Annotated in this window: 18 protein-coding genes; 14 read left to right on the top strand and 4 right to left on the bottom strand. The window is 36.7% G+C overall.

Annotated elements, in window-relative coordinates:
* Window positions 1–5: 5 nt before the first annotated feature.
* From KORDIASMS9_RS02160 to miaB, 3 genes are read right to left on the bottom strand one after another with little or no spacing between them, the layout of a single operon-like run.
* The gene (locus KORDIASMS9_RS02160) at window positions 6–983 is read right to left on the bottom strand and encodes a hypothetical protein (protein WP_114901272.1); all 978 of its coding nucleotides are present in this window, start codon (window positions 981–983) and stop codon (window positions 6–8) included.
* Window positions 984–995: 12 nt separating this feature from the next.
* Window positions 996–1,952, bottom strand: coding sequence for a hypothetical protein (locus KORDIASMS9_RS02155; protein ID WP_114901271.1), 957 nt, complete (start codon window positions 1,950–1,952; stop codon window positions 996–998).
* Between the two features lie 36 nt (window positions 1,953–1,988).
* Window positions 1,989–3,434: a tRNA (N6-isopentenyl adenosine(37)-C2)-methylthiotransferase MiaB gene (gene miaB, locus KORDIASMS9_RS02150; protein WP_114901270.1), complete on the bottom strand. Its 1,446-nt coding sequence runs from the start codon at window positions 3,432–3,434 to the stop codon at window positions 1,989–1,991.
* A gap of 160 nt (window positions 3,435–3,594) precedes the next feature.
* On the opposite strand from miaB, the gene KORDIASMS9_RS02145 reads away from it, so the two are divergent.
* From KORDIASMS9_RS02145 to KORDIASMS9_RS02090, 12 genes are all read left to right on the top strand, one after another.
* Window positions 3,595–4,842, top strand: coding sequence for an LVIVD repeat-containing protein (locus KORDIASMS9_RS02145; RefSeq protein ID WP_114901269.1), 1,248 nt, complete (start codon window positions 3,595–3,597; stop codon window positions 4,840–4,842).
* 132 nt (window positions 4,843–4,974) lie between these two features.
* Window positions 4,975–6,363 (top strand): hypothetical protein, encoded by a 1,389-nt coding sequence (locus tag KORDIASMS9_RS02140; RefSeq protein WP_114901268.1) that lies wholly within the window; start codon window positions 4,975–4,977, stop codon window positions 6,361–6,363.
* A gap of 72 nt (window positions 6,364–6,435) precedes the next feature.
* Window positions 6,436–7,494 carry a hypothetical protein gene (locus tag KORDIASMS9_RS02135; protein WP_162819729.1) on the top strand — a complete coding sequence of 353 codons (1,059 nt, stop codon included), beginning with the start codon at window positions 6,436–6,438 and terminating at the stop codon, window positions 7,492–7,494.
* On the top strand, window positions 7,488–8,084 hold the full coding sequence (locus KORDIASMS9_RS02130; protein WP_114901266.1) for an RNA polymerase sigma factor: 597 nt from the start codon (window positions 7,488–7,490) through the stop codon (window positions 8,082–8,084). The genes KORDIASMS9_RS02135 and KORDIASMS9_RS02130 overlap by 7 nt, the downstream gene beginning before the upstream one ends.
* The gene (locus KORDIASMS9_RS02125; protein WP_114901265.1) at window positions 8,071–9,231 is read left to right on the top strand and encodes a hypothetical protein; all 1,161 of its coding nucleotides are present in this window, start codon (window positions 8,071–8,073) and stop codon (window positions 9,229–9,231) included. The genes KORDIASMS9_RS02130 and KORDIASMS9_RS02125 overlap by 14 nt, the downstream gene beginning before the upstream one ends.
* Window positions 9,232–9,335: 104 nt before the next feature.
* Entirely contained in the window at window positions 9,336–11,843 is a 2,508-nt protein-coding gene (gene topA / locus KORDIASMS9_RS02120; RefSeq protein ID WP_114901264.1) for a type I DNA topoisomerase, read from the top strand.
* On the top strand, window positions 11,843–13,012 hold the full coding sequence (locus KORDIASMS9_RS02115) for a formimidoylglutamase (RefSeq protein ID WP_114901263.1): 1,170 nt from the start codon (window positions 11,843–11,845) through the stop codon (window positions 13,010–13,012). Before topA ends, KORDIASMS9_RS02115 begins: the two co-directional genes overlap by 1 nt.
* 151 nt (window positions 13,013–13,163) lie before the next feature.
* Window positions 13,164–14,528, top strand: a complete 1,365-nt coding sequence (gldK, locus tag KORDIASMS9_RS02110; protein WP_114901262.1) for a gliding motility lipoprotein GldK — start codon at window positions 13,164–13,166, stop codon at window positions 14,526–14,528.
* 84 nt (window positions 14,529–14,612) lie between these two features.
* On the top strand, window positions 14,613–15,248 hold the full coding sequence (gene gldL, locus KORDIASMS9_RS02105) for a gliding motility protein GldL (RefSeq protein WP_114901261.1): 636 nt from the start codon (window positions 14,613–14,615) through the stop codon (window positions 15,246–15,248).
* A gap of 52 nt (window positions 15,249–15,300) precedes the next feature.
* Window positions 15,301–16,869: a gliding motility protein GldM gene (gene gldM, locus KORDIASMS9_RS02100; RefSeq protein ID WP_114901260.1), complete on the top strand. Its 1,569-nt coding sequence runs from the start codon at window positions 15,301–15,303 to the stop codon at window positions 16,867–16,869.
* A 19-nt stretch (window positions 16,870–16,888) separates the two neighbouring features.
* A complete protein-coding gene (gene gldN, locus KORDIASMS9_RS02095; RefSeq protein ID WP_114905118.1) occupies window positions 16,889–17,782 on the top strand; it encodes a gliding motility protein GldN in 894 nt (297 codons plus the stop codon).
* 62 nt (window positions 17,783–17,844) lie between these two features.
* Window positions 17,845–18,954, top strand: a complete 1,110-nt coding sequence (locus tag KORDIASMS9_RS02090) for an FAD-binding oxidoreductase (protein ID WP_114901259.1) — start codon at window positions 17,845–17,847, stop codon at window positions 18,952–18,954.
* Between the two features lie 211 nt (window positions 18,955–19,165).
* Here KORDIASMS9_RS02090 and KORDIASMS9_RS02085 read toward each other — a convergent pair whose 3' ends face one another.
* Window positions 19,166–19,558 carry a DUF983 domain-containing protein gene (locus KORDIASMS9_RS02085; protein ID WP_114901258.1) on the bottom strand — a complete coding sequence of 131 codons (393 nt, stop codon included), beginning with the start codon at window positions 19,556–19,558 and terminating at the stop codon, window positions 19,166–19,168.
* A gap of 84 nt (window positions 19,559–19,642) precedes the next feature.
* Between KORDIASMS9_RS02085 and KORDIASMS9_RS02080 the strand changes: the two genes are divergently transcribed.
* Together KORDIASMS9_RS02080 and KORDIASMS9_RS02075 are read left to right on the top strand one after the other, a co-directional pair.
* Window positions 19,643–21,565, top strand: a complete 1,923-nt coding sequence (locus KORDIASMS9_RS02080; protein WP_114901257.1) for an ABC-F family ATP-binding cassette domain-containing protein — start codon at window positions 19,643–19,645, stop codon at window positions 21,563–21,565.
* A 17-nt stretch (window positions 21,566–21,582) separates the two neighbouring features.
* A complete protein-coding gene (locus KORDIASMS9_RS02075) occupies window positions 21,583–21,765 on the top strand; it encodes a CPXCG motif-containing cysteine-rich protein (protein ID WP_114901256.1) in 183 nt (60 codons plus the stop codon).
* Window positions 21,766–21,794 lie beyond the last annotated feature (29 nt).

Below are 21,794 nucleotides of genomic sequence, written 5' to 3'. Positions count from 1 at the left end.
TTCTTTTAGTTTATATATTGAAATGTTTCGTCAATAGTAATGACAGCATCACTAGAAACTGTGGGAACTGATGTAAAAATGGTTCCGTTTCTAGTTAAGATTCTATCATTAGCATCGTATTGAATGTCCAAATTGGAGCTTCCTTGTTGCGTGGTAACGCTGGCTACATTGTTTGGACTGTACATCATCGCTTGCCAATGCTCGTACTGATCGTCATATTCGTCATTTAAAATAGCGTACAAGTACAAATCGTTTAATGAAATGAGCAATGGGTTTGTATTATTGTCATATACATAATTGTAGGTATTGGCATCTTGTCCCGTAATTACAACTGTTGACAAATTTCCGTTGGCATCATAGGAAATATTTTCTGTTTTTACGATGGTTCCGTTTTCCATTGTTTCTCTTTTGATTAATTTACTGGAAGTTTCATCAAACGTAAATTTGGTTGAGAAAGCCGTAAATTCTCTGACGCGAGTAATTTCGTTGTTTAGATGTGTAAATGTAAATGTGAAATCTCCTGAAGCGTCTTGCAAATCTTCAAAAGTAATTTCTGTTATTTTATCTAAATTATACGTTACAATGGTTCTATTGACCAATACGCCATCAACTGTGGTTCGAACTTGTGTAACTCTACTATTTTCATCTCGAATGACATTGCTTACAGCGTTCGTTGTCGAACCTAGAAAACTAATACTTGTTTGTTGCGATAAGAATTGATTGTTGGCATTAATGGTGAAATCGGCGGTGAATGTTAAGTCATCACCAGTATCTGACGAAAATGTTTTGATATAGTCATAATCGTTTAGTTGTAACGAAGCGCCTGGTATCGGATCAGGATCTACGGGATCTGGTTCAGGATCTGGTGTCGGATCTACAGTTACGGGTTGCTCTATAAAAATTTCACCATCATACGGTTCGTTATCGCAAGAAAAACAAACCAGCAATAACGTGAGTAAAAAGTATGATTGTATTTTTTTCATGAATGTCGTTGTTTAGTATTGAAATGCTTCTGATTGCGTGACATCTACACCATCGCCCAAATCAATAACTGCATTTCTACTTATAATATCATTGTTTGTGTTGTACATTGCATTTAAGTCTACAGTTCCATCGCTTGAATCAAGAACGGTCCAATTGTTTGTAGAGTAGAAAGTTGCAAGATAACTTCCAATTTCATCGTCTTGATCACTGTCAAGAATTGTAATTAATATTTGATCATTGAAAACAGCTTTTAACGGATTGGTAAATGTGTCATACACAAATGTATTGCTTACATTCGTATCTCCCGTTAGCGTAGAGTTTGTGCAGTTCCCGTTGGCATACGTAAGCGTTTCCAGTTGTGTGCTCGTAGTTCCAGTAAATGATTCTTTAGAGATTAAACGGCTATTAGCATCAAACGTAAAAACAGCTGATTGACCGTTGGCAGCATCTGTGCGTGTTACGGTATTGCCAGTGTAGGCAAATGTGTATGTATAGCTGTCTGTTCCTTCGGAAATATCTTCATACGCTATTTGCGTAATGTTATCTCCAGTGTAAGTGATCGTTGTTCGGTCGCTCACTACGCTACTTCCAGTCGGCATGCTTTCACTTTGTATAATGCGCCCGTTTCCATCTCTCGTAATGATGCTTACAGCATTTGCAGTACTTCCTAATAGTGTTGTTTCAACATTTAAAGATAGTACAATACCATTGTTGATGATGAAATCAGAATTTATGATAATTTCTCCAAAAAATGGAACGTTTGAAGTGGTGTCTAATGAATATGTAGAAAGCATGCTTCCTGGATTCGTCGGGTCGGTTGGATCGGTTGGATCAGTTGGGTCAGTCGGATCGGTTGGTATGCCAACTGCTGGCACTTGTAGAGAAATATCGCTATCAAGCGGCTCATTATCACACGAAACGCAAAAAAATGCTAAAAGTATGAATGCTCGTATAAAGGCTTTTTTCATGTGTTTGTTTTTTTGATTGATATTAAATAGGTGTGTTTAATTATTGTCTGAGTAGCCTATTGGTTCACCAATTAAAGTGGCAGAAGTACAGTCTATTACTTTTACATTGACAAAATCGCCAGGTTTGTAATTTTCTTTTGGGAACACGGCAACTGTATTTTCAGAAGTTCTTCCTTTCCAATGCGCGTCTGATTTTTTAGAAGTTCCTTCAATCAGTACTTCTTTGATCTTGCCAAGTTGCGCGTTGGTTCTGTATTCACTATGCTTGCGCTGTAACGCAATAATTTCTGCAAGTCTGCGCTTTTTTACAGGTTCTGGCACATCGTCTTCCATTTTTCTTCCTGCCACAGTTCCTGGTCGTTCCGAATAGGAAAACATGTATCCGAATCCATATTTTACATATTCCATCAGCGATAAGGTATCTTGATGGTCTTCTTCAGTTTCTGTTGGAAAGCCAGCAATCATATCTTGTGAAATGCCACATCCAGGTAAAATTTCACGAATTTTATCGATCAATCTGAAATATTCTTCACGCGTATGCAAACGGTTCATTTCTTTTAAAATACGGTCGCTTCCACTTTGTACAGGCAAGTGAATGTGATTGCAAATATTTTGATGTTTTGCCATCACTAACAATACATTTTCATGCATGTCTTGTGGATTTGACGTAGAGAAACGCAACCGTAACTTTGGAAATTTGGTCGCCACCATTTCCAGCAATTTGGCAAAATCAACTGCGGTAGCTTTTTGCATTTCAGAAGCTTTGACAAAATCCTTTTTCAAGCCGCCGCCATACCATAAATAACTATCTACATTTTGTCCAAGTAGCGTTACTTCTTTGTAATTTTTGTCGACCAATTCTTGAATTTCTTCTATAATGGATTGCGGATCGCGACTGCGTTCACGTCCACGCGTAAACGGAACTACACAAAACGTACACATATTGTCGCAACCTCTGGTAATGGAAACTAATGCGTTAATTCCGTTCGAATTTAATCGCACAGGCGAAATATCACCATAGGTTTCTTCTTTTGATAAAATGACATTAACGGCATTGCGTCCTTCGTCAATTTCCTGCACTAAATTGGGTAAGTCTTTGTAAGCATCTGGTCCAACGACCATGTCTACAATTTTTTCTTCCTCCAAAAACTTATTTTTCAAGCGTTCAGCCATACAGCCCAATACGCCCACTTTCATTTTTGGATTGTTTCTTTTTACTGCATTGTATTTTTCCAAACGTTTGCGTACTGTTTGTTCCGCTTTATCGCGAATAGAACACGTGTTTACTAATACCAAATCGGCTTCTTCTAAACTATTTGTGGTGTTAAATCCTTCTTTTGCTAAAATGGACGCAACAATTTCGCTATCAGAAAAATTCATCTGGCAGCCGTAACTTTCTATATATAATTTTCGCGTATTCTTAGGATTTTGTGCTAAAACAATACGTTCTCCTTGTTTACTTTCGTCAATAATCTTCTCCATGTCCTAGTAGTGTGACCTTGTATTTGTATTCAAATAAGGTACAAAGATAGAATTATTTCAGTCATAGTGACATAATGACATGTTAAATACCAACTTTTATACGCAACCTTTTTAGGATATTTGTATCTTTTCTGTAAATCAATTAATTAACAACTACACCATGAAACTACACCATTTCATTTTAGGTATGGTTTGTTGCTTATTTTTGTCTTGTTCGGACGATGATAAACAGTACGAACTTGTTAACGTAGCAACACCTATTACCATCACTTCCGCAGAATTGCGTGCATCCATTGAAGTACAATCGCCAAAAAGTATGGTGCAATCTGGAAAAATATACGCGTATGAACAGTATATTTTTATAAACGATGTGGACAAAGGTGTTCATATTATTGACAACAGAAATCCACAGCAACCAACACTAGTAAATTTTTTAAAAATTCCATACAATAAAGATGTTTCTGTAAAAGGAAACTATTTATACGCTGATAGCGGAAAAGATTTGGTGGTTTTCGATATCAGTCAAGTAAACAATATTCAGTTTGTAGGACATGTAGAAAACGTGTTGAATGTACAGCAAACCGTAGATTATCCCGAAGGTGTGGATATTTATAATTTGGAAAATTACAATTATGAAGATATCATTATCGGTTGGGATATTGTAGTGGAACAAAGAGAAATACAAGATGACAATATGTATACTATCGATCTTGCGGAAGCGGCTTCCGATGGTGGTGGTAATACAGGTTCGGGCGGATCGTTGGCGCGTTTCAAAATTGTAGATAATTATTTATATGCAGTTGATATCAATCAAATAAATGTATTTGATATTCAAAATTTAGAAGCACCAGTAAAAGTAAATGAAGAATATGTAACCTGGGAATCTGAAACAATTTTTTATCAAGACAACAAACTATTCATTGGATCGCGCACAGGAATGTATATTTATGACATTACCAATCCGAGTTCGCCAACGTTCATTTCCAGTTACGATCACATGAAATTCTGTGATCCTGTTGTGGTTGATGGCAACTATGCGTATGTAACGTTGCGCGCAGGTTCTAGCTGTATGAATGGAGATTTTCAAACCTTGGAAAGTCGCTTAGAAATCATAGACATTTCAGACATTTACAATCCGCAATTGGTAGAAACCTATTTTATGGACGAACCGTACGGATTGGGAATTAAAGGAGAAAAACTATTTATCTGCGATGGCGCTTCTGGCTTGAAAGTGTACAACAAACAAGATATTTCAAATTTACAACTCACGCAAAATTTCAACACAAACGAAGCGTACGACGTCATTCCGATGCAAGACAAATTACTACTCATCGGCGGAAACACACTCACACAATACAATTATACGGCAACAGGCATTGAGGTCATTAGCGAATTTACCATTCAATAATTACAAACACTACGACAACTTTATAAAACAAAAGGTCTATTTTGAAAAAAAATAAGCCTTTTTTCATATTCTCGGGAACTCTTTTAAAAATAATGGCGTCTATGTATGTAGAAACCAATTAAAAAGTTACCAATGAAAAAAATACTTCTAAGTTTTATTATAGTTTGTGTAGTTTCTTGTGCATCTGATGATGGAAATGAAATTGTGATCGATGAACCTGCTCTTGAGGATTTACGTGCAGAAAGCATCGAAATGTTAGCAGGAACCGATGGGAGAGTGTGGCAAATCATTCAAGCATCCTTGCAAAATCAACAAAACAATATTGATATTTCTTCTAATTTTAATGTGGTAGATGACGAATTTATCTTTACGGACGCTTCCATTGAGTGGCGACAAGCGCACGCAATCAAATACATTGCTGCCAATGCTGATGAAGCAAAGCAAGATTATTATGTAGCTCCCGAAAACTATTCATACAGTTTTGAACCAGAAAGTGCTACGCGATTTTCGTCAAACGCAGCAATGCAATACGAAATTATACACAACGATTCCATCAGTGCAAATTTTGACGTGTCTAACGGAGTGGAATTGCAGCTTTTGTTAGTTCCAAAAACAGTACAAGATTATGCTTCTGTGGAAAATACGGCGCTTCAATTTACGCAAGCATTCACAGTAAATACCATCCTAAACAGAATTGGAAAAACAGGCATGGAAAGTGCTCAAAGTCAAAATAGTATCTACATTGTTACACAAGAAGACTTATTATTACAAAAACTCATACAAGTAAATATGACCACAATGGCTCAAAACGAAGTTACGTTTTTAGAAGATCGTTTTGCGGATAAAAGAATACATATTGTAGGAAATCGTTTGTCCATAGCAAGTGCTTTAACAGTGGATGATTACAGTGTAAATGGACTTCAATATTTAGGGAATGGTGTCGAAAACACATTGCTAGAAGGTTGGGAAAATTTCGGATCGGCAACACAAGGAGATGATATTTACATTGTAGGCGGACGTCTTCATGGAGATCGTTCCTTGATTTACAGATATAATTTGCAGACGCAAACGTATTCAGAATTTGCCAATCTTCCAGAAGATCGCTTTGGAGCCGATGCTGTTGTTGTAGGAGATAATTTGTACGTTTTTGGAGGAAAGACCATCATTCCATACTTTACAGCGCCAGAGCAAACAACGATCTATATTGTTCCTTTGAGCAATCCGAGTGCTGTGCAAACCCTGCAAATGACGCAAAGTGCTGCAATTACGTATGTAAGAGCATATCAAAACTTAATCTACATTGCATCCGTAGCAGAAACGAGTACAGGATTGCGCAATACAATTAGTGTGTTCAATACATTGGACAATACGTATCAAGACTTGTCACACGATTTGGATACTACAAATCCGCAAAATGCTATTCAAGGCATGTGTTTGCTAGGAAATAAAATATATGTGTTGTATGGTGAAAACGCGTTCCCTTCACAAGATTGGAAAGTTTACGAGGCAACGTTAGATTAAAAAAACATTTTTTTGGAAACCTTTTCTAAAATAGACACGTCTATACAAATAGAAACATTAACAAAACCATATATGAAAAAGCAATTTATAAAAATAGTACTCGTCCTTTTTGTGGGAATCTTTACATTTTCATGTTCTGATTTAGATGACAACGAAGAAGTAGGTACAGTATCTTTAGAAAACATCATTCAAAAAGAATCGGAATTGTTTGACTTGATTGAACGCGTTGCCGAAACAGATGATGAAGATGAAATTACCTGTATCAAATTTATTTATTCGTTTACAATGTTAGAATTTGATGCGGATTTAATGGTGGTGAATCAATATACGGTTTCTAGCGATCCAGATTTTAGTGCGATTCTTGAAAACATTCCCGACGGCAACAGTATCGGAATCAATTTTCCCATTCAAAGTATTTTAGAAAGTGGCGAAGAATTTCTCATTCAAAACAAAGACGAGCTGAAACAAGCGATTGACGATTGTATAGAAGCACAGCAAGAAGAAATTATAGGAGAATGTAATTTAATATTTCAAGAATGTGTGTGGATTGTAAGTCACGATGACGAAACCGAAGACATTTATGAAAACGCGGTTTTTGATGTGGCTGACAACGGAACGTTTCAATTTTACAACAATGGTGAATTGCATGAAGGCACTTGGATTTTCTACTTCATTGAAGACGAATTGCATGTAAATATCACATTTGAGGAAGAAGGAATCACCGCAGACGACTGGAATTTTGACTGGAAAGTAGTTAGCTTTACGGATGAAGTAATGCAATTTGAAAATAATGGGGTGAGTTTTACGCTTACCAAAGAATGCGATGACAACTATTGCACACAGCTCATATTTGAGGAATGTGAAACCACAGTCGGTGCTGAAATTTCAGAATTTGTTTTTGAAAATTACATACCTTGCATTTTACAAATTGAAGATTTAGCAACACTCACAGATGATGACAGCATCGCCTTTTATGAAACACAACAAGATGCTGATGCAGAAACCAATCCGCTTTCGCAAACCTCGTATCAAAATATTCAGCAAGAGCAAACGATGTATGTACGTGTGAATTATGGCATAAGTGGCGAATTTTTCATCATTCCGATTATTATTATATCGACAGCTTGTTAAAAACCATTCAAATACAAAACAACCAAATAGGGCAAACGTTTTTGGAAAACACAAACGCAGCAACATATAACATCAAAGCATTGATCAAAGGCGATGAGTTGGCACAAAAAGCGGTCTACGATGCCTTTGCACCCAAAATGTTAGCGGCGTGTCAAAACTTTATTTCTGACAAAACGATGGCGGAAGAAGCGATGAATAATGGTTTTGTAAAAGTATTTTTCAACATAAAAAAATATAAAAACGAAGGAAGTTTTGAAGGTTGGATTCGTAAAATCATGATCCGAGAAAGTTTGTCGTTTCTGCGGAAGAAAAAATTCCTCATCGCTTCGCAAAGTGACGTCATTCTGGAACGACAAAAAACCTATCAAAAACCAGTTGATGAAGTTTCGGAAATTCAGCGACTTGTGGATGAGCTTCCGCTGGAATTCAAATTGGTATTCAATCTCTATGCGGTGGAAGGCTATGCGCACAAAGAAATTTCCGAACTCTTAAAAATACCAGCTGCAACGTCCAAAACACGCTTGTTTAGAGCACGAACACTATTAAAAGAACAATTGCAAACCCTAAAAAAAGCGAATGGAAGATTTTGATTACATAGATGCACTTGCTAAAAAAGCACTTTCAGATCGCACTGTGGAACCTTCTGCAGAAGGCTGGACTGTGGTGCAGCAACAAATGAAGCGCAAAAAACGCAAACGATTCTTTATATATATAGTGTTGTTCGCGCTGCTTTGCTCGTTGGGGATTTTTGTAGGCATAAATTCAGGAACAGCCGAAGATGCTTCGATATCTAACCAAACCACAAAAACAGAACACATAAAACCAACTACTACTACTACTAATAATAATAACGAACGAAACACAATCTCAAATTCAGATTCAACTTCTATCGTGAATGATGCCAGTCAAGCTGGAACAAACACTGCTGCGGTTGCAACAGAAGAAAAAAACCAGCATCCAACTACCAACAACGTACATGGAGAGAAAAATGGATTAGCGCAAACGCAGACAAAACATCATTCACGATTTGTTGAAAAAGATAGAAATTCGACTGCAACTACAATAAATGCTTCTAGCTTCACCTACAGTGAATCGCAACTTGACAAAGAGGCAACGTCTTCTTTTTTAAATAAAGATGGCGGATTAGACTCTTTAAACGCCGCAGGAATCCAATTATACAATTGGGAGTTGATACAATCAGACATGCTTACAAAGAAGCGTAAAACAAAAAACAACTCTAAAAAGCCTCAAAAAATCTACGAACAATTAGATGTCATGGTGGGTTTCAATGGTTTTACACGTCCAAATGATTACAATTTTACAGGTTCGTATGTAGTGGAGTTATCATATACAGATGAAAAAAAGTTGAAAAACGACTATTTCTTCAAATATGGAGCGTCATTGCAATTTCGAAATCTGCGTTTTAAAAAAGATTCCATCAGTTTTAACAAAGGCGAACTCAGTATCAACATACATTCAGCTATTGAAAAGCGTTTTGGGAACTTTGGTATAGAAGCTGGTCCGTACTTAGGATATGAATTGCATTCGCCAAATAATGAATTTTTCAATAACAATACGAGCAACTTCTTTGAGGAAAAAATAAATTATGGACTCTTTTCTATCTTTCATTACAAAAAAGTTGGATTGGTATTTAAGTATGAATTTTCACCATATATAAACTATCTCGGAACTAAGGAATTTGGCGCATTTACCATTGGTGTCAAATATGATTTTTAACTTGGGTAAAAACAAAATATTACAGCGCTTAAAAAAGTGTATTCACAAAAAAATGTGTCCGTTTTTAAAAATCTAACTACTTTTGTATTCTGAAAAAATAATATATGGCAAAGAATCTGGTAATTGTTGAGTCACCTGCAAAGGCGAAAACAATTGAAAAATTTCTTGGAAAAGATTACAAAGTAGAATCTAGTTTTGGACACATTGCAGATCTACCTTCCAAAGAATTGGGCGTAAATGTTGAGGGCGATTTTGAACCTGAATATATTGTCTCTGATGATAAAAAATCAGTAGTAAAAAAATTAAAAGACTTAGCTAAGAAAGCAGAAATTGTTTGGCTTGCTAGTGATGAAGATCGGGAAGGAGAAGCCATTGCGTGGCATTTGGCAGAAACGTTAAAGTTAGATCCAGAACGCACGAAACGCATCGTTTTTCATGAAATTACGAAAACAGCCATCCAAAAAGCAATTCAAAATCCAAGAGATATTGACTACAACTTAGTCAACGCGCAACAAGCACGAAGAATCTTAGACAGATTGGTGGGTTACGAACTTTCACCTGTATTATGGCGAAAAGTAAAAGGCGGATTGTCTGCCGGACGTGTGCAATCGGTTTCAGTTCGTTTAATTGTAGAGCGCGAACGTAGCATTCAAGACTTCAAACCAAAAGCATCTTTTAAAATTGCCGCTGAATTTACCAACTCGAAAGGGAAAAAATTCAAAGCCAGACTTAATAAAACATTTTCAACGCATCAAGCTGCTAAAGATTTCTTGGCGAAAAATGTAGGTGCCGATTTTAAAATTGCAAACTTAGAAACCAAGCCCGCAAAAAAATCACCAGCAGCGCCATTTACTACATCAACACTACAACAAGAAGCATCGCGAAAGCTCTATTTCTCGGTAAGTAAAACAATGACCTTGGCGCAACGCTTATATGAAGCTGGTCTAATTACCTATATGAGAACAGACAGCGTGAATCTTTCCAACGATGCTAAAAATGCAGCACAAGAGGAAATCATACGTTCATACGGAGAAGAATACAGTCACCCAAGAAACTACAAAAGCAAAGCAAAAGGTGCACAGGAAGCGCATGAGGCAATTCGTCCGACAAACATGGAAAACCATTCGGTTGATGCAGAATACGATCAAGTGCGTTTGTACGAATTAATTTGGAAACGTACCGTTGCGTCGCAAATGAGTGATGCAAAACTAGAACGTACCAACGCAAAAATAGAAGCCAATACGCATGACGAACGCTTCACGGCAAACGGAGAAGTGTTGAAGTTTGAAGGTTTCTTAAAAGTATATTTAGAAGGAAAAGACGACGACGATGAAGAGCAAGATGGCATGTTGCCAGCATTATTTATAGGTGAATCACTAACGAACGAATTCATCAGCGCCACACAACGCTACACCAAAGCACCATACCGATTTACAGAAGCATCTTTGGTAAAACAATTAGAAGAATTAGGTATTGGACGACCATCTACATACGCGCCAACCATTTCTACCATTCAAAATAGAGGATATGTAGAAAAAGGAACCGTGGAAGGTGTTGAACGGAAATACGAACAACTCACGTTGCAAGGTGATAAAATCATCGAAAAAGAACTCACGGAAAAAGTAGGTTCAGACAAAGGGAAACTCGTGCCAACAGACATTGGAATGATTGTAAATGATTTCTTGGTAAAAAATTTCGCTTCTATCTTAGATTATAACTTTACCGCAAAAGTAGAGCAAGATTTTGACGACATCGCTTCTGGAAACGAAAAGTGGAAAGACATGATGAAGGATTTCTACAAAGATTTTCATCCAAAAGTAGAAGATGTTAAAGAAAATGCCGAACGCGAATCAGGCGAACGTATCTTAGGAACCGATCCAGACACGGGCAAACAAGTAAGTGTGCGACTCGGAAAATTTGGACCGATGGTGCAAATTGGAACGGTTGACGATGAAGAAAAGCCAAAATTTGCCAGTCTCAGTCCCGATCAGCAACTAAATACAATCACCTACGAAGAAGCCATGGATTTATTCCAATTGCCAAAAACGTTGGGCGAATACAAAGGCGAAACGGTTGAGGTAAACAACGGTCGTTATGGTCCGTATGTGAAATTTGGTAAAAAATTCATTTCGTTAGATAAAGGAGAAGATCCACTCAGTGTGGAAATGGACAGAGCGATGGAATTGATCGTTGCGCGTGAAAAAGCAGATGCGCCTATTGCAAATTACGAAGGTCATGATGTGACCAAAGGTGTAGGACGCTTTGGACCTTTCCTCAAATGGAATGGCATCTTTATCAATGTGAATAAAAAATACGATTTCGACAATCTTTCACAAGCTGATATTGAAGAATTGATAGAAGATAAAAAGCAAAAAGAGCGCGATAAAATCATCCATAACTGGGAAGAAGAAGGCATTCGTGTGGAAAAAGCGCGTTGGGGACGAAGTAACATCCTCAAAGGAAAAACAAAAATAGAACTTCCAAAAACGGTGGATGCTACCAAATTGACGTTAGAAGAAGTTCAAAAAATAATAGAGGACAAAGCACCAAAGAAAAAAACCAAAGCAAAAGCAAAGGCAAAACCGAAAAGCAAAGCAAAAGCTAAAAAATAATGGAGTTCGAATTCTTATCGCCAGTCAATGATTTGTTGATGGCTCATAATGAACTATTGCCCAAACAAGCACTGGGAAACCATATAGACATTCACACGTCCAAACATGGAATCCCTGAATCGGTGGCGGAAGCAAAATTTATCATCATTGCCGTCTTAGAAAATCGAAGCGACATCAATTACTTAGGTGAAAACTTAGATTTGCTAGAAATTCGAAAAGCACTGTACAGTTTATATCCAGGCAACTGGAATCACAAAATAGTAGATTTAGGCAATCTTCAAAAAGGAGCATCGGTGGATGATACATATGCAGCGTTGAAAACCATCATGGAGCCCTTGCTCAAAAAAAACAGCATTCCTATTATATTAGGGGGAAGTCAAGATTTAATGTACGCCATGTATCGAGCGTATGACAATTTGGAGCAAACGGTCAACATTGTCAATGTAGACAGTAAATTTGATTTTGGTGCGATTACAGAATCGGTCAGTAATCATTCCTACATGGGAAAAATAATTACCGAAGCACCACACAACCTATTTAATTACAGTAACATTGGGTATCAAACCTATTTCAATGCACAAGAAGAAATAGACTTAATGCAAAAACTCTTTTTTGATGCGTATCGTTTAGGGCAAGTGTCAAACGACATAAGCATTGTAGAACCTATTACGCGTGATGCCGATATTGTCGGAATAGATTTATCTGCGGTAAAAGCTTCTGAAATGAGCGGAAACCAAAGTACATCACCTAATGGTTTGGATGGAAAAGAAATCTGTGCTATTAGTCGTTACGCAGGAATTAGTGATAAAGTATCTTCTTTTGGTATCTTTGAATATAAAAACTCAAAAGACGAAGAAATTACAGCGATGTTAGCGGCACAAATGATTTGGTACTTCATTGAAGGAGTCAATTATCGTGTTAAAGATTATCCTTTTACCTCAAAAGATCAGTATTTAAAGTATATTGTGCCCAATGATACAGAAGAAATGATTTTTTACAAAAGCAATAAAACAGAAAGATGGTGGATAGAAATACCATTTATTTCAAGTTTGAATAATAAATTAAAAAGACATACGTTATTACCTTGCACACACCAAGATTATTTGAATGCTTGCAATCAAATTGTCCCTGAAAGATGGTGGATGGCGTATAAAAAGAGTATAAATTAAATAAGCGTGTTAAGAAAACCTTAAAATTATATTGAGAAAAAGCAATTTAAAACCATTAGTTTTTAGAATAAAAAATTGTTTTTTTAAAAATAAATAGATAGGTTTACGCCCTTAAAATCTATAAAAAACGTATTAACCTCAATAATTCCGTATGAAAAAGATTGTTGTATTAACAGCCGTTTTAGCATTTCTTTATAGCTGTGGTTCTAAAGACAGAGGTGAGCTAGTTGGTGTCAAAGGTAAAAAATGGCATCCTGAAAAACCGTATGGTATGACGCTAGTTCCGGGTGGTTCCTTTATCATGGGTAAGTCAGATGATGACATTGCTCAGACTAAAAACGCACCTACTAAAACTGTAACAGTTCCATCATTCTATATGGATGAAACTGAAATTACAAATAGTGAATATAGAGAATTTGTATACTGGGTTCGTGACTCTGTCATCAGAACGAAACTGGCAATCTTAGCGGATGAAGAAGATAAAACTGATCCGAACGAAGATGGAATTGCAAAATATGCATTCAAAGATGCGGATACTACTGACCAAACTGCTTGGCAAAAATATTATAATGATAATTATGCCGGAATGGGACCAACTGGGTATGAAGGCAGACGTTTAAATCAAGATGTGGATTTAATTTGGGATTTCTCTGAAATTCCAGATGAGTTTTATGCTGAGGTAATGGACTCTATTTATATTCCTGAAGAACAAGCGTATAACGGACAACGTACTATAGATTGGACTAAAGTAAGATTTCAATACACTTGGATGGACATTCAAAGTGCTGCCAAGAACAAAGGAATGGATCGTACTAAATTCATCAAAAGAGAAAACTTAGAAATCTATCCTGATACTACTGTTTGGATTAGAGACTTCGAATACTCATACAACGAACCAATGCACAATGACTATTTTTGGCATGATGCTTACAATGACTATCCAGTTGTAGGTGTAACATGGAAACAAGCAAAAGCATTTTGTGAGTGGAGAACGTTGAAGAAAAATATCTACAGAAAAGAAAGAAAGCGTCACATGATCAACAAATTCAGATTACCATCTGAAGCAGAGTGGGAATACGCAGCTAGAGGCGGACTTGAAGGAGCAACATATCCTTGGGGTGGACCTTATACAATGAACGATAGAGGTTGTTTCTTAGCCAACTTCAAACCTTTACGTGGAAACTATGCGGCAGATCAAGCGTTATATACCGTAGAAGCTGATGCATTTGAACCAAACGACTTTAACTTGTACAATATGGCAGGAAACGTAGCTGAGTGGACAGCATCGTCTTACGATCCGAGTTCTTATGAGTACATGTCTACAATGAGTCCAAACGTAAATGACACTTTAAACAAACGAAAAGTAATTCGTGGAGGTTCTTGGAAAGATGTTGAATATTTCTTGCAAGTAAGTACAAGGGATTTTGAATACAAAGATTCAGCAAGAAGCTACATTGGTTTCAGAACGGTACAAAGTTACATGGGAACAGATGTTATCGGAACAGTAAAAAATTAATAAATCGTAATACCTTAAATACCACGGTTAACCCAACAACACTTAAATTTATTAACTAAACACTAAACTAAAAATTAGATTATTATGGCAAAGAATGGCAAGATCACGCTAACGAACATGGTATATGGACTGGGAGCGGCAATTGTAATTGTAGGAGCATTATTTAAAATTCAGCACTGGCCTTACGGAAGTGAAATTTTAACTATAGGTATGATTGTAGAAGCACTCGTATTTACATATTCAGCATTTGAGAGACAATCTGACGAGTTGGATTGGTCACTAGTATATCCTGAATTATCAGGAGGATCAGCTAAAGCGAAAGCTAAAAAAGAAGAAGAAGCAACGGATGCAGAAGGATTATTATCTAAAAAATTAGATGGCTTATTAAAAGATGCTAGAATTGACGGCGAATTAATGAGTAGCTTAGGAGACAGCATTCGCAACTTTGAAGGAGCTGCAAAAAGTATCTCTCCAACAGTAGACGCAATTGCATCTACAAAGAAATACAGTGAAGAAATGTCATTAGCGGCAGCACAAATGGAATCTTTGAATAGCCTTTACAAAGTTCAAATGGAAAGTGCTAACCGTCAAGCAACCATCAACGAAGAAGCTGCAGAAAATGCTGCGAAGTTGAAAGACCAAATGCAATCATTAGCATCTAACCTATCATCATTAAACGGTGTATACGGAGGAATGTTATCTGCAATGAACAAGAACTAATTAGTTACTTATAATTTAATTCAACAAAATTTAACAAAAAAACTAATTAGAAATGGCAGGAGGAAAAGTATCTGCAAGGCAGAAAATGATTAACTTGATGTACTTGGTATTTATCGCAATGATGGCGATGCAAATGTCAAAAGAAGTACTCTCGGCTTTCGGATTAATGGAAGCAAAGTTTGCTGACTCAAATACAGCTACAACTGATAGGAACGATAAATTATTAAAAGAGCTTAAAGTAAAAGCTGACGAGAATCCGAAAGAATTCAAAGCGCCAGCAGCAAGAGCTCAACAAGTAAAAATAGCTTCAGATAAATTCTACGCATATCTTGAAGAACTAAAAAAAGACTTAATTAAGCAAGGAAAGTATGAAGTTGATGCCGAAACAGGAAAACTTCCTTTCGAATCAATGGATAAAACAGATATTCTTGACGAAGCTTGGTTTACAGGTGACGGCTTAACGGTGAAAGGAAAAGAAGTAATGGCTAACATTGAAGAGTACAAAACTGCTATCAATGATATCTTAGCTACTGACGAGAACTACCGAGGAAAAGCAGAGGAATTTGCTAAAACATTTAGTACTGATAAAGTAGAAAACAAAGACGGAAAAAAAATTGACTGGTTAGACTACCATTTCCAAGGTTTCCCAGCTATTGCATCATACACAAAGCTTACAGCAATGCAAAATGATGTAAAAGTTACTGAATCAGACATGTTTAGTCTTTTCTTAGGAAACATTGTTACTGAAGCAACTACATTGAACAACTACGAAGCAATCGTATTGGCTGATAAATCGGCTTTCTTTGCAGGAGAAAAGTTCCAAGGAAAAGTTGTAATTGGTAAGTATGCAAACGTACCGCCAACAAAACTAGTAGTTCAAGGAAAAGAGATCAATTTAGGAGAATCTATTGATGACGAAGGAGCTGCTACTTTAGATTTCAATGTTGGAAATGTAGGCGAGCACGAAATAAAAGGTGAATTTACATTTATTGAAAACAATAAAGAATTAAAAATTCCTATCAAAGCAAACTATGTAGTAGTACCGCGTCCAAACTCAGCAACTATTTCTGCTGATAAAATGAACGTAGTATATCGTGGGGTAGACAATCCAATGACGATTTCTTTTGCAGGTGTGTCTGACAATAAAGTTGCAGCTAACGCCCCTGGATTGAGTAAAAAAGGAAGTGCAGCTGGCGCATATAACATGAAACCACAAGGAGGAAGAGAAGTTACAATTAATGTATCTGCTACACTTGACGACGGTTCAAAAGCTACCGATAAGAAAACATTCAGAATTAAAGAAATTCCTGCACCAACTGGACAATTTAGAGGACTTTCAGGAGCTCAAAAAATGTCTAAAGCTGGTATTGCAAAAGGAACTGTGAAAGCAATCTTTGAAGACTTTGATTTTGACTTACCACTAACGGTAACACAATTTGATTTTAAAGTTCCTGGGCAGCCAACAATAACTGTCAAAGGAGGAAGGTTAGATACAAGAGCTAAAAACGCTTTAAACAGAGCAAAAAGAGGGCAAACCGTACAAATTCTTAATATCAAAGCGAAAAGTAGAGGCCCGCTTATTAAGAAAGTATCGCCAGTAATTATTGAAATTACAAACTAAAATTATTAAACTATTTGTTATGAATTGGAAGAGTTTATTTACAATTGCATTTGCTATGCTGCTATCAGCGTCAATGTTTGCGCAAGCAAATCTATTGAATGCGAAAGATCCAAGTGAAATTGGAGTAAAAACAGAAGCGCAGAAAAAAGCAGACAATGATGGTCCATTGCCGTATGGCTATGTAGACGACAGAGATATTCTTTGGTCAGCTACCACTTGGGAAATCATTGATTTGGATGAAAGAGTAAACTTTCCTTTATACTATCCAATTGATTCTGTTGGAATGCGTTCAGATAGACGTTCATTATATGATGTTTTGATGAAAAATATCAAGTCTAACAAAATTGATAAGATATACGTAGACGGAAACTTTACAGAAACACGTACTTTAAACGACATTCAAGCAAGTTTGAAGAAAGTAGATACATTGCCTGAAGGTTTTGACCAATTGAACCGAAATGAAAAGCTTTCTGATGAATTTGTAGAAGTTAGAGAATTAACTGCAGCTGATATTGAAGCATATCACGTAAAAGGTGTTTGGTATTTTGATAAACGTCAAGGAGAACTTAAATATCGATTGTTAGGAATTGCTCCAGTATCACCAGAAGCACAATTTGTGGACATGGATGGTGAGCAAGATTTAATCGAATTGTTTTGGGTATTCTATCCAGATGCAAGAGAAATTTTGCACGAATCGAAAGCCTTTAATGATCGTAATGCCGCTGTACCATTATCATTTGATCACTTGCTGAACTCTAGACGCTTTAACGGGATCATCTACAAAGAAGAAAATGTGCAAGGTGATCGACGAGTCCGTGAGTATGTCAAAGATAACTCACTCATGCAGTTACTAGAATCTGAACGTATCAAAGAAAAGATCAGAGGAAGAGAACAAGACATGTGGAATTACTAAAATTCATAACATAACAATACAAAAACGCTCACTATTTGGTGGGCGTTTTTTATTTTTGCACTATGATAGAGTATATAGTTGTCGGATTGGGCTTAGCAGGAATTGCTTTCTGTGAAGAATTAGAAGCCACAGGGAAAGAATTTGTGGTGTTTGAAGATAACTCTCAGAAATCTTCTACAGTTGCAGGCGGATTGTACAATCCTGTGATTCTAAAACGTTTCACACTATCTTGGAATGCTAACGAACAATTGGAAGTTGCCTTGCCTTTTTACGAAGCTTTAGAAGAAAAACTACAAACCCATTTTGATGAAAAAATTACTGTAAAACGACGCTTTGCAAGTGTTGAAGAACAAAACTTATGGTTTGAAGCATCTGACAAGCCAAAACTATCCAGATATTTAGATACAGACCTAATCACAAATAAAAATGAAGCTGTTAACGCGTCGTATGCATTGGGTAAAGTAAAAGAAACAGGTAGAGTTTTTACTGAAAGATTACTCAAAGCTTACCGTGAGTATCTTCAACAGAAACACAGCTTTCGAAACGAACGTTTTCACTACGAAAAATTAGTCATTACAGAAAATTCAGTGCGCTACGACAACCTTCAAGCGAAGCACATTATATTCTGTGAAGGTTTTGGCATCAAACAAAATCCGTACTTTTCATATTTACCGCTCAACGGAACCAAAGGTGAATTACTATACATCAAAGCACCACAATTAAAAATTGATTACGTCTTAAAATCTTCCGTGTTTCTTATCCCGCAAGGAAATGACATTTATACGGTTGGAGCTACCTATAATTGGGAAGACAAAACCCATCTTCCCACAGAAAAAGCCAAAAAAGAATTAAAAGAAAAGTTGTCTAATTTGATACAATGTGACTATGAAATCATAAATCAAGTCGCAGGCATACGACCCACCGTTGCCGATCGAAGACCGTTAGTCGGAACGCATCCCAAGCACATGCAATTGGCTGTTTTAAACGGTTTGGGAACGCGTGGCGTTATGATTGGTCCAACCGTAGCCAAACAGCTCTACAATCATCTTACGCATCAAACAGCATTGCCAGATGAAATCAATATCAAACGTTTTGAAAAAAGATACCGAAAAAGTGTTGCTAAAGCACTAGACGAACAACGAAGGGCACAACATTCTCATCGCGAAAAATAAAACAAATCAAAAGATTTTCACAACGAAATCTCAATACTCACTACTAATACCTCACTGCTTTTCGTCACGAATGCACAAATAGTCTTTCTTTTTAGGTTGAATGTAAATTTTCGCGAATTATGTTGAGCTGAAGATTTTCTTTGAAACTTCTCAATACTCAATACTCAATACTCAATACTCAATACTCAATACTAACATCTCACTACTAAAGTCAACTTCGCTTCAAATCTTTCTCTTGATCATACGACATAAAAAGATTGATCCAAATATTTCGCGACAAGCGCATGATGATCGGCATAAAACCAATTAAGGTTCCCATAATTGCAAAAAAGGTGATCAACAAATCGTTGATTCCCAAAAAATAGCGTGTGATGATAAATGCAGCGACCGCAAAAGCGATTCCGACACCATAACTCACGTACATGGCACCGTAAAAAAAGGAAGGTTCAATTTTGTAACGAGTGCCACAATGCGAACAGGTTTCGTGCATTTTTAACGTAGTACTTAATTTGTACGGATTTTTTACCAAGTACATGCTTTCGTTTTGGCATTTTGGGCAACTTCCCGTTAAAATACTATTTAATTTCGTTCCTTTTTTTAACATTTGTAAAATATATAATAAAACTGTCTTGATTACTTACAAAAATAAGACATACATTTTATAAAAACGGTAACTTTTGTCACACTCATGATAAATATTCACAATATTGCGGTCGCTTTCGGCGGAACGTATCTATTTAAAGACATTGCGTTCCGATTGAATGCGGGCGACAGTGTCGGACTGATCGGAAAAAACGGCGCAGGAAAATCTACATTATTAAAAATTCTGGCGAAAGAAAACGAACCTGATGAAGGTGAAATTGCGACGGATAAAGATATTGAAATCGGTTTCTTAAAGCAAGACATTGAATTCACGCAAGGACGCACTGTGTTGGAAGAAAGTTATGAAGCTTTTGAGGAAATTCGGGAGTTAGAATTGAAAATAGATCAAATTAATCATCAGCTTTCCGAACGTACCGATTATGACAGCGAATCATATACAAAACTAATAGAAGATTTAAGCGAATTCACCACGCGATACGAAATATTAGGCGGATACAATTACAAAGGTGATACTGAACGTGTATTACAAGGATTGGGTTTTAAACGAGAAGATTTTGACAAAAAAACAGATACTTTTTCGGGCGGTTGGCGGATGCGAATTGAATTGGCAAAACTCTTATTACAAAAAAACGATATTTTACTCTTAGATGAGCCCACAAACCATTTGGATATAGAATCTATCATTTGGTTAGAACAGTTCTTAAAAACGTTTCCTGGCGTTGTCATCATTGTGTCGCACGATAAAATGTTTTTAGATAATGTAACCAACAGAACTATTGAAATTTCTTTGGGGCGAATTTACGATTACAACAAACCGTATTCAAAATATCTAGTATTACGTGAAGAAATTCGCGAGCAGCAATTAGCCACACAAAAAAATCAGGAAAAACACATTCAACATACGGAAAAACTGATTGAAAAATTCCGTGCCAAAGCTTCCAAAGCGACCATGGCACAATCGCTCATCAAAAAGCTGGAACGTATAGATCGTATTGAGGTTGATGAAGATGACAATGCGGTGATGGCGATTCAGTTTCCAGTGTCAGTTCAGCCTGGAAAAGTGGTCATAGAAGGCGAACAAATTTCAAAAAATTATGGTGTGAAGCAAGTACTTTCAAACGTTGACTTATTTGTGGAGCGAAGTAGTAAAATTGCGTTTGTTGGGCAGAATGGACAAGGAAAATCGACCTTGGCTAAAATTATCGTAAACGAAATCTCGCATGACGGAACATTAGAACACGGTCACAACGTTCAGATTAGTTATTTTGCGCAAAATCAGGCAGAATATTTAGAGGGAAACCTTACGGTAGAAGAAACTATGATTGAAGCTGCTGATGAAAAAACGCGTCCAAAAGTGCGTGATATGTTGGGTGCGTTCTTATTTCGTGGTGAAGAAGTGGATAAAAAAGTAAAAGTCCTTTCGGGAGGAGAACGAAACCGTTTGGCGTTGTGTAAAATGCTCTTGCAACCGTTTAATGTATTGGTGATGGATGAACCTACCAATCACTTAGACATCAAATCGAAAAACGTACTCAAAAAAGCATTGCAAAACTTTGAAGGAACTTTAATTCTTGTTTCGCATGATCGTGACTTTTTACAAGGACTGACCAACAAAGTGTACGAATTTAAAGATCAAAAAATCAAAGAATACCTCGGTGATATCAACTATTACTTGGAAGAACGAAAAGTGGCAAATTTGCGTGAAGTTGAAAAGCGAACTGTGGTAAAGCAGGAAATCGTTAAAGAAGAAGCGCCAAAGCAATCATACGAATCGCAGAAAAAGCTGAAATCGCTCAACAACAAACTCAACAAAGTAGAGCGTGCTATTTCTGATTTGGAAAAAGAAATCAAGGATATTGACATGGAATTGGCGGTGAATTACGAACAAACCATTGCGCAAGCCGATTTCTTTGACACCTATCAAGGGAAAAAGAAAACTTTAGAAACCTTGATGGAAGATTGGGAAGCCATTCAAGAGGAAATGGACACGTTGGAATCACAATTGTAAAGTCGTATTTTTGCAGTATGAACGAACATTTTTTTCAATGTCCATATTGTTGGGAGGAAATTTCCATGTTGATTGACACGTCGGTACGCGCTCAAAAATACATTGAAGACTGCGAAGTTTGCTGCAATCCAATTGAATTAGAGGTTATTAGTGAAGATGGATATATCACAGGATTTCAAGCGCAAAACATAGAGCAATAAAAAATCATTTTTTTGTTGGTGGAATGGAA

This window comes from Kordia sp. SMS9, from assembly GCF_003352465.1.
GTDB lineage: Bacteria > Bacteroidota > Bacteroidia > Flavobacteriales > Flavobacteriaceae > Kordia.
This window is presented reverse-complemented; position numbering and strand designations above follow the sequence as displayed.

Excerpts from the sequence above, each read along its gene's own strand:
- KORDIASMS9_RS02160 (WP_114901272.1), bottom strand. The coding sequence starts at position 983 with ATGAAAAAAATACAATCATACTTTTTACTCACGTTATTGCTGGTTTGT.
- KORDIASMS9_RS02155 (WP_114901271.1), bottom strand. The coding sequence starts at position 1,952 with ATGAAAAAAGCCTTTATACGAGCATTCATACTTTTAGCATTTTTTTGC.
- miaB (WP_114901270.1), bottom strand. The coding sequence starts at position 3,434 with ATGGAGAAGATTATTGACGAAAGTAAACAAGGAGAACGTATTGTTTTA.
- KORDIASMS9_RS02145 (WP_114901269.1), top strand. The coding sequence starts at position 3,595 with ATGAAACTACACCATTTCATTTTAGGTATGGTTTGTTGCTTATTTTTG.
- KORDIASMS9_RS02140 (WP_114901268.1), top strand. The coding sequence starts at position 4,975 with ATGAAAAAAATACTTCTAAGTTTTATTATAGTTTGTGTAGTTTCTTGT.
- KORDIASMS9_RS02135 (WP_162819729.1), top strand. The coding sequence starts at position 6,436 with ATGAAAAAGCAATTTATAAAAATAGTACTCGTCCTTTTTGTGGGAATC.
- KORDIASMS9_RS02125 (WP_114901265.1), top strand. The coding sequence starts at position 8,071 with ATGGAAGATTTTGATTACATAGATGCACTTGCTAAAAAAGCACTTTCA.
- topA (WP_114901264.1), top strand. The coding sequence starts at position 9,336 with ATGGCAAAGAATCTGGTAATTGTTGAGTCACCTGCAAAGGCGAAAACA.
- KORDIASMS9_RS02115 (WP_114901263.1), top strand. The coding sequence starts at position 11,843 with ATGGAGTTCGAATTCTTATCGCCAGTCAATGATTTGTTGATGGCTCAT.
- gldK (WP_114901262.1), top strand. The coding sequence starts at position 13,164 with ATGAAAAAGATTGTTGTATTAACAGCCGTTTTAGCATTTCTTTATAGC.
- gldL (WP_114901261.1), top strand. The coding sequence starts at position 14,613 with ATGGCAAAGAATGGCAAGATCACGCTAACGAACATGGTATATGGACTG.
- gldM (WP_114901260.1), top strand. The coding sequence starts at position 15,301 with ATGGCAGGAGGAAAAGTATCTGCAAGGCAGAAAATGATTAACTTGATG.
- gldN (WP_114905118.1), top strand. The coding sequence starts at position 16,889 with ATGAATTGGAAGAGTTTATTTACAATTGCATTTGCTATGCTGCTATCA.
- KORDIASMS9_RS02090 (WP_114901259.1), top strand. The coding sequence starts at position 17,845 with ATGATAGAGTATATAGTTGTCGGATTGGGCTTAGCAGGAATTGCTTTC.
- KORDIASMS9_RS02085 (WP_114901258.1), bottom strand. The coding sequence starts at position 19,558 with ATGTTAAAAAAAGGAACGAAATTAAATAGTATTTTAACGGGAAGTTGC.
- KORDIASMS9_RS02080 (WP_114901257.1), top strand. The coding sequence starts at position 19,643 with ATGATAAATATTCACAATATTGCGGTCGCTTTCGGCGGAACGTATCTA.
- KORDIASMS9_RS02075 (WP_114901256.1), top strand. The coding sequence starts at position 21,583 with ATGAACGAACATTTTTTTCAATGTCCATATTGTTGGGAGGAAATTTCC.